8 protein-coding genes are annotated in these 6238 nt (G+C 45.6%); 6 read left to right on the top strand and 2 right to left on the bottom strand.

Going from position 1 to position 6238, the window contains the following annotated elements:
• Positions 1–55 precede the first annotated feature (55 nt).
• The 6 genes from ACKFKF_RS33965 (at position 56) to ACKFKF_RS33940 (ending at position 4650) form a co-directional block, all read left to right on the top strand.
• Entirely contained in the window at positions 56–1057 is a 1002-nt protein-coding gene (locus ACKFKF_RS33965; protein ID WP_446871778.1) for a hypothetical protein, read from the top strand.
• Positions 1058–1161: 104 nt separating this feature from the next.
• Entirely contained in the window at positions 1162–1581 is a 420-nt protein-coding gene (locus tag ACKFKF_RS33960; RefSeq protein WP_446871777.1) for an element excision factor XisH family protein, read from the top strand.
• A complete protein-coding gene (locus tag ACKFKF_RS33955) occupies positions 1569–1904 on the top strand; it encodes an element excision factor XisI family protein (RefSeq protein ID WP_446871776.1) in 336 nt (111 codons plus the stop codon). The genes ACKFKF_RS33960 and ACKFKF_RS33955 overlap by 13 nt, the downstream gene beginning before the upstream one ends.
• Positions 1905–2240: 336 nt before the next feature.
• Entirely contained in the window at positions 2241–2780 is a 540-nt protein-coding gene (locus tag ACKFKF_RS33950) for an NUDIX domain-containing protein (RefSeq protein ID WP_446871775.1), read from the top strand.
• Positions 2781–2818: 38 nt separating this feature from the next.
• Positions 2819–3295, top strand: coding sequence for a hypothetical protein (locus tag ACKFKF_RS33945; protein WP_446871774.1), 477 nt, complete (start codon positions 2819–2821; stop codon positions 3293–3295).
• Between the two features lie 50 nt (positions 3296–3345).
• A complete protein-coding gene (locus ACKFKF_RS33940) occupies positions 3346–4650 on the top strand; it encodes a hypothetical protein (protein ID WP_446862275.1) in 1305 nt (434 codons plus the stop codon).
• 48 nt (positions 4651–4698) lie between these two features.
• Here ACKFKF_RS33940 and ACKFKF_RS33935 read toward each other — a convergent pair whose 3' ends face one another.
• Both ACKFKF_RS33935 and ACKFKF_RS33930 read right to left on the bottom strand, forming a co-directional pair.
• Positions 4699–5211 carry a TIR domain-containing protein gene (locus ACKFKF_RS33935; protein WP_446862276.1) on the bottom strand — a complete coding sequence of 171 codons (513 nt, stop codon included), beginning with the start codon at positions 5209–5211 and terminating at the stop codon, positions 4699–4701.
• A gap of 458 nt (positions 5212–5669) precedes the next feature.
• Positions 5670–6238 (bottom strand): GUN4 domain-containing protein (locus tag ACKFKF_RS33930; protein WP_446862277.1); only part of this gene is annotated, 569 nt, incomplete at its 5' end.

The raw sequence follows: 6238 nt of genomic DNA, 5'->3' as shown, positions 1-6238 counted from the left end.
ATCAGTCGGCGAAGCGTCAAGAATCACCGCTCCTTTAGGACGGTGAGTATGTCAAGTGTTGAGTGTACCGTTTGGGTCGGATGCGATTCGGTGGAAGGAAACTCTGGAGCAGAAGGGCATTCAATTTGATGCGATGATTCATCCGCAGCTACCGATGATTGAGTTTGCGCTCAAAGATCTTCCGCCCCGTTTGGTTGAAAAGCTGGAGGCGAAGTTTGGCAAAAATGTTAACGATCTGGATGAACTTCGTGTACCCGATGATTTGCGAATTATTCCTCCCGCGGATCATACGTGGGCAGAATCGCGGCAGGATTCAGGCGTGGGGGCGCTGGCGTACAACCTATTTACAGAAGAGGTCTGTCAACAGCTTCAGGCATTTCAGTTCGATGAAATAAAGGTTTTGGGTATCCGTCACAATGACTTTGCTGGGGAGAACTTTGCCAGTAAGCAATGGCGCAATCAGTCTGTGAGTGTTCAGGTGGGGGAGTTTGAACTGCCGGAATCGCATCCAGAGTATTACCGTTATAACGGCACCCCGATCGTCCAGATCGACGACAAGAACCTTGGCACTTTCTCACCGGATACTCCTAAGCTACCGATCGGAAGTTCTTTTGAAGCTAATCTACGTCCTGAAGGTTCCAGCGTGGTACTGAAGTTGAACCCTGATTCCATTCAACTGCCTGAGCCAGTCCTCCCCGGTGCCGAATCGGTTCAAAACTCTGAACGGGATAGAGATCAATGGCGCAGGGAGATGTTTTCAGGACTGGTGACAGCCGTTGGCACTACCTATGAGCAGCAAAGGTCAGGTGATGCTGAAATTGCTCAGTTTAAGGTAGGCAACAAGTGGACTGCCTACGTTCAACCCACGGGTGACTTTATTATTCGGAATGAAGCGAGGCGCACGATTTGTCGAGGGAATCTGCATACGGGCGAGGAAACAGTGCCACTGTCAGAAGATTCTGCTGGTGAATTAGAGAAAATGTTGGTGGAAAGGGAGCATGTGCCCCAGCAAAATAGACAACGACTATGCCATTTATCAAACTCCCAGCTAGACTGACCCTGGAAAGGTTAATAATGCATCCAGCAGTGTGGGGTAGGTATTACCTCTTTTACCTTGCGGGATAAACAATACAATGAATGTACTGATGAGTGATTTGGCATATGTCCGCACGGGATGTTTATCATGATGTTGTGAAGGCTGCGTTGATCAAGGATGGCTGGAAGGTGACGGCTGATCCTTTGGCGCTGAAGTTTTCGACGCGGTATAAATTGCAGATTGATTTGGCGGCTGAGGCTCTGGTGGCGGCGGAGAAGGATAATCAGTTTATCGCTGTGGAGGTGAAGAGTTTTCTGGCGCCTTCAACCGTTTCAGAATTTCATGCCGCGCTGGGACAGTTTATTAATTACCGCATTGCGTTGCGGTTGAAGCAGCCAGAGCGAGTGCTGTATCTGGCGGTGCCGCTGTTCACCTATGAGGAATTTTTTCCAGAGGAGGTCGTCCGCATCAGCATTGCGGAGAATGCGGTGAAGTTGCTGATTTTTGATCCAGATTTGCAGGAGGTTGTGCAATGGATAAGCTAGAGCAATATCGGGTTTGGATTAAGCAAATTTTAACGGAGCATAGTCGGTTGAAGTCTTCCTACGGGGAGATTGAGGAGGTTGTGTTTTTTGATGAGGAGCGTGATCACTATCAGTTGTTCAGTGTGGGCTGGGAGAATCGACGACGGGTGTTTGGTTGTACGATTCATATCGATTTGATTGATGGCAAGATTTGGATTCAGCATGATGGAACGGAGGTGGGGGTTGCGAATGAGTTGGTGGCATTGGGGGTGCCGAAGGGGGAGATCGTGTTGGCGTATCAGCCTGTGAGTGGGCGGCGGCTGACGGAGTTTGCAGTGGGGTAATGGTTGATGAAGGATTCGGCGGTTAGCTCGTTGGGGAGTTTGGGCGATCACACTATCAGGATAAAGCTCGAATTCCTGGATCTAATCTTTTATCCTCTGATCATGATTAGAGATTGCTTTAGCGATCGTTTGCGGGTTGCTGCCGATGCTCAGGAGTGGAGCGATCGATTGCAGTTGGGTCTCACTTCATCCAATGATTAATAGGCAAGAACTTGACGGTGCTCAATCTAGCCTACAGAGAGAGGGGAGATCGCGTTGAAAATAAAGGGAAAGAGTAGCGATCGTGTGCTTGCTGATGTAATCTAAGGCGATCGAGAACTGATGGGGCTGTGGACAATGGATGCAGATAGGATTATTTTTAGCGCTCAGTGGATTGCAGTTAAGGAATCTCCGAGAGGATTTCAGTATTTGGAGCGCAAGGGTAAGGATTCTGTTGCGGTGTTTCTCTTGAAAAGAAGTGGCGAAAAGCCGGAACAGTATGAAGTTTTAATTCGCCAGCAGCATCTTTGTATTGATAATCGAGAAGTGGATGGAAGGTTCAGGCTGTTTCCCTGTCCGGTTACTGGGGCGTTAGAGGAGGGGGAATCGCCGGAAGCGGCGGCTAAAAGAGAAGTGTATGAGGAAACGGGCTATCGGGTTCAGGCTTTGCCGATGGGTCAGTATATTGTGGGAACTCAGGTGAATGAGATCTGCTATCTGTACTATGCTGATGTCACAAACCTGAAACCAGATTTGGCTCAACAGGATGGCACCTATATGGAGTCGATCGCCAAAAATGAATGGCATCCGTTTGAGTACTTAGAAGCCTGTGATTTCTCAGCCTGTCAAATTGGCTACTTGAAGCTACAGAAAATGCTCTTCAAAAACAATCAGTAAAATTCTAGAGTTGGGTAACTATTGCTGCTTTAAAGACTATGTCAACTAACTATTTAGACTGGGTTGAAAAGAATAGGGAATATTTGATCAAGCAAAGCGAGATGTTGCAAAATGCGATCACGCGCATGGCAAACAATTCATTAGAAGTGAAAAAAGTTGGAATAACCGTTTGGGCAGCAATAGTGGGCTTTGGGTTTACCAATCGAAGTGCGGTTTTATTTGTGTTGGCATTTGTCGCTTTTGCACTATTCGGTGTTCTGGATGTTTACTACTTGTATTTGGAGCGAAAGTTTCGTGATAACTTTAACCGATTAGCCCGAATTTTAAGTGGGTATATCATTCCTGAAGATCAGGAATGGATCGAGAAAGTTAAAGGAAATTTTCTCAAACCCGACAACTCAACCAAATTCCTCGGACAAATTCCTAACACGCTCAAGTCCTGGGCAAACCTGCCTTATTTGATTACGTTCTTGATCACAATTTTGCTTCTAGTTGTGCCACTACCATCCAAGTAGAGCGGATTTATCTGATTAAGTTAGAAAAATGGGAAAATTCAGATAGTAATATGACAAAACTCTCTTTTTTCAGGGTTCACAATGACAAAGGACAGAAGCTCCTGGATCATTACGTTCAGCCTATATGCAATAGGCGTGGGATTAATTTGGTAGAATCACGTCCCGATGCAAATCGTGGTGATTCGTTAAAAGCAGAGTTCAGCTCAGATGTAGTACTCTGGGACGGATCCGTTGAACCTGGTCACGCCTACCATGCCTTCAACGAAAGAGCAAAACAGTCGGGGAGCAAGTACGTAGTTGTTAGTAGAACCCCGTTGCCTCGTAATGTATTGGCTTACAACCAATTCGCTCCAATTCATGGCGAAGCATTTACTAACGAGGTTTTAGGAGCTTGGCTTGATCGATACCTATTTACTATTCTTTCTGGTCAACGTTTTATACCTGATAGAACAGATAATTTCAGTAGCCCGATAGCAAGTCAATATTGGATGTTTAACAATGCTGCCGATGTATTTTTAAGCTTTCGTGGAACTCAGCAAAAAGCTGTAGAAACATGGAGTCAAAAATTTACAAAGGCATCTGATCTCACTGTCCGGATAGTGCCAGAAGCAGAATACTCATACAGGACAGAGTGTGTTACGCTTCAGCAGATGTGGGAAGGTGTAGCCCGGCTAGGACATGAAATAACATCAACAAGCAGAGCCGTTATTTTTCTGTCAGACGATTACTTCGATTCCTTCTGGACTTGCTCCGAGCTACTCTTTCTGATTAAACATCGAAGTAACTCAGACAGATCTATTCGACAAGCTTATATTGTCTTAGACAAGTCTCGTCCTGACTTGACTCCTCTTCTTATTGGGGCTTCTCAACTACCAATACCCTCAATAACGTCCGCTCAGTCTCATCGTTTATTCAAAATTTTGAATAATAGTGATCCGCTCACAGTTGGTCCTGATACAAGAATTCCGCCTTCAGGTCCTGCTAAATTACTATCTCTAGTGCTTCGCCCTACCTTTGGCTGGTACGACCCTGAATTTATGAAAGATTCTTTCTGGAAAACGGTTCGAGTACCTTGTCCACATTGTCGTCCGCGAAATCGTCGCCCAGAACACGTTGATTGGGAAAGGCACCTTAATTTAACAACTTCTGATCCACAAGTTGACTACTTCGGTTACTTTCCTACTTCTCCGGATCAACTTGCCAACAGAGTCGTTGAATGTCCAAACTGTCATAATCGAATTCGCTTACAAAACAATCGCCCTCCCAGAACCCTCTGGTTTCCTATTCAAACGACTGAACGGGATCAAACTCGCCCTGTCATTGAAGAATATCCAGTTTGGGAAGTTGTTGCCTAAAGCAATTTGTATCGAACACGCACGTACATCAAGCACGACAGGTGAGAATTACCTACCTGCAACCCTCGCTGCATCTTCAACGCACTTACTAAAGTTATTGTATCCATCGTTGTAAACCCAATCATAGGTTGGGAAAACCTGGGACATACTAACATACGTCTTCGACATATAAGTATACGGGCTGCGCTGTTCGACAGTGAAGCTGTCAAAAGGATTGTTCCCTTTCAAGTCAGGTGTTCCGTTTATGTCCTTAATGTTATGAATGTATATTCCTAGCATTCCATTGCCACGTTCGCGACTTCTCTCAATTTCATATTTGACCCACTTACGTTCGGATGTCTCAGTTCCAATCAGCACAACGGTAACAGAGGTATTCTGCAAACCTGAATTAATGAGCTGTTTGAGTGAGTTTTCACCTGTTCTCTTCGTTGATTCCCAAAGAGAGCAATCCCAATAACCAGCTTCCTGATAACCGCTTTTTACCTTGGCATGGTTTCGTACAACATTGACTCGCCAAATATCTTGCTGGTAATGAAAGCTAAAGAAAACTCTTCTAGTCATAAAAACTCCAAGAACCTGACCAAGTGAATAGTACTATTGTATGTAGATGCTGCCTATAGCGTCAAGTCTCAAATATTTCCTGAAGTGTACTCAATATGTAGTGACCTAAAGAGTAGGGTGGGCATTGCCCTACAAGTTTTGCCAGAGGTATAAACCAAAGCCGAAACTGGAAAAGAAGCCGCATTGGAGGAGTCGGTTGCTTGAGGGAATTAAGAAGAAGGGCAAACCCCAGACAACTAGTCCAGGGCAAATGAATCTGTGGGATGAATGAGCAACTTCTTCAGAGATTCATAAGGTGGCAAGGGAATTTGTTGAGGCAAATTGCTACAATTCCTAACTTGCCATGATCCGAGATTAAACAGGCACAAACCCCTTGGTACCAGGTAATGAATCCTTGAAAAGCTGATGGTTCGTGGAAGAAGAATGCTATTACAAATCTTTGGGAATGCCTGAAGCTGTTAAATGCTACATTCTACAAGTCTTTGCACGAGAGAAGAGAACCCCCACACATGTCCCCCTCTCCCCCTCCACCCTCCCGTCTCTTTTCCCGTTCTCACCCTAAACGTGGCTGGGAAGTGTCCCACTGGGGCAGACATGTCAAGAGTTAACTCTGCATCGCTTTTCCAAGTTCCTCCGAGGATAGCCGGTCCCTTCGTTCGCCATCCCACCTCTACTCCAAACTTTTCCCATTGTGAATTGTACTTCTTAGGGCTACCACACCTCTGCCAAATTTTCTTCTGGACGCTAAAGCCAAACCTGCCATGGCTATACTTCACCCAAAGTTGATCGATCGTGCGCAGGTCAGCACAAGGAAATTGCTGTATATCCTGATCTCGAAGATAGAACTTTTGTCCCATACCTTCGTACATACTTTTGGTAGTTTCTTCATCTGCTTCTTTCAATTGCCCTGCCTCCAACAAAGCTTCTAATTGGGTGTAGTTTCCTTTGGTAGCATCAAGCGATTGGTTTTGCTGGGGCGCATCTATTGGTTGGGGGAGCGACTGTCGGCGATTCGCGAGAATAGAAG

The sequence above is a fragment of the Phormidesmis sp. 146-12 genome (assembly GCF_052939495.1).
Note: the sequence above shows the minus strand (reverse complement) of the source record. Positions and strands in the feature narration are given on the sequence as shown.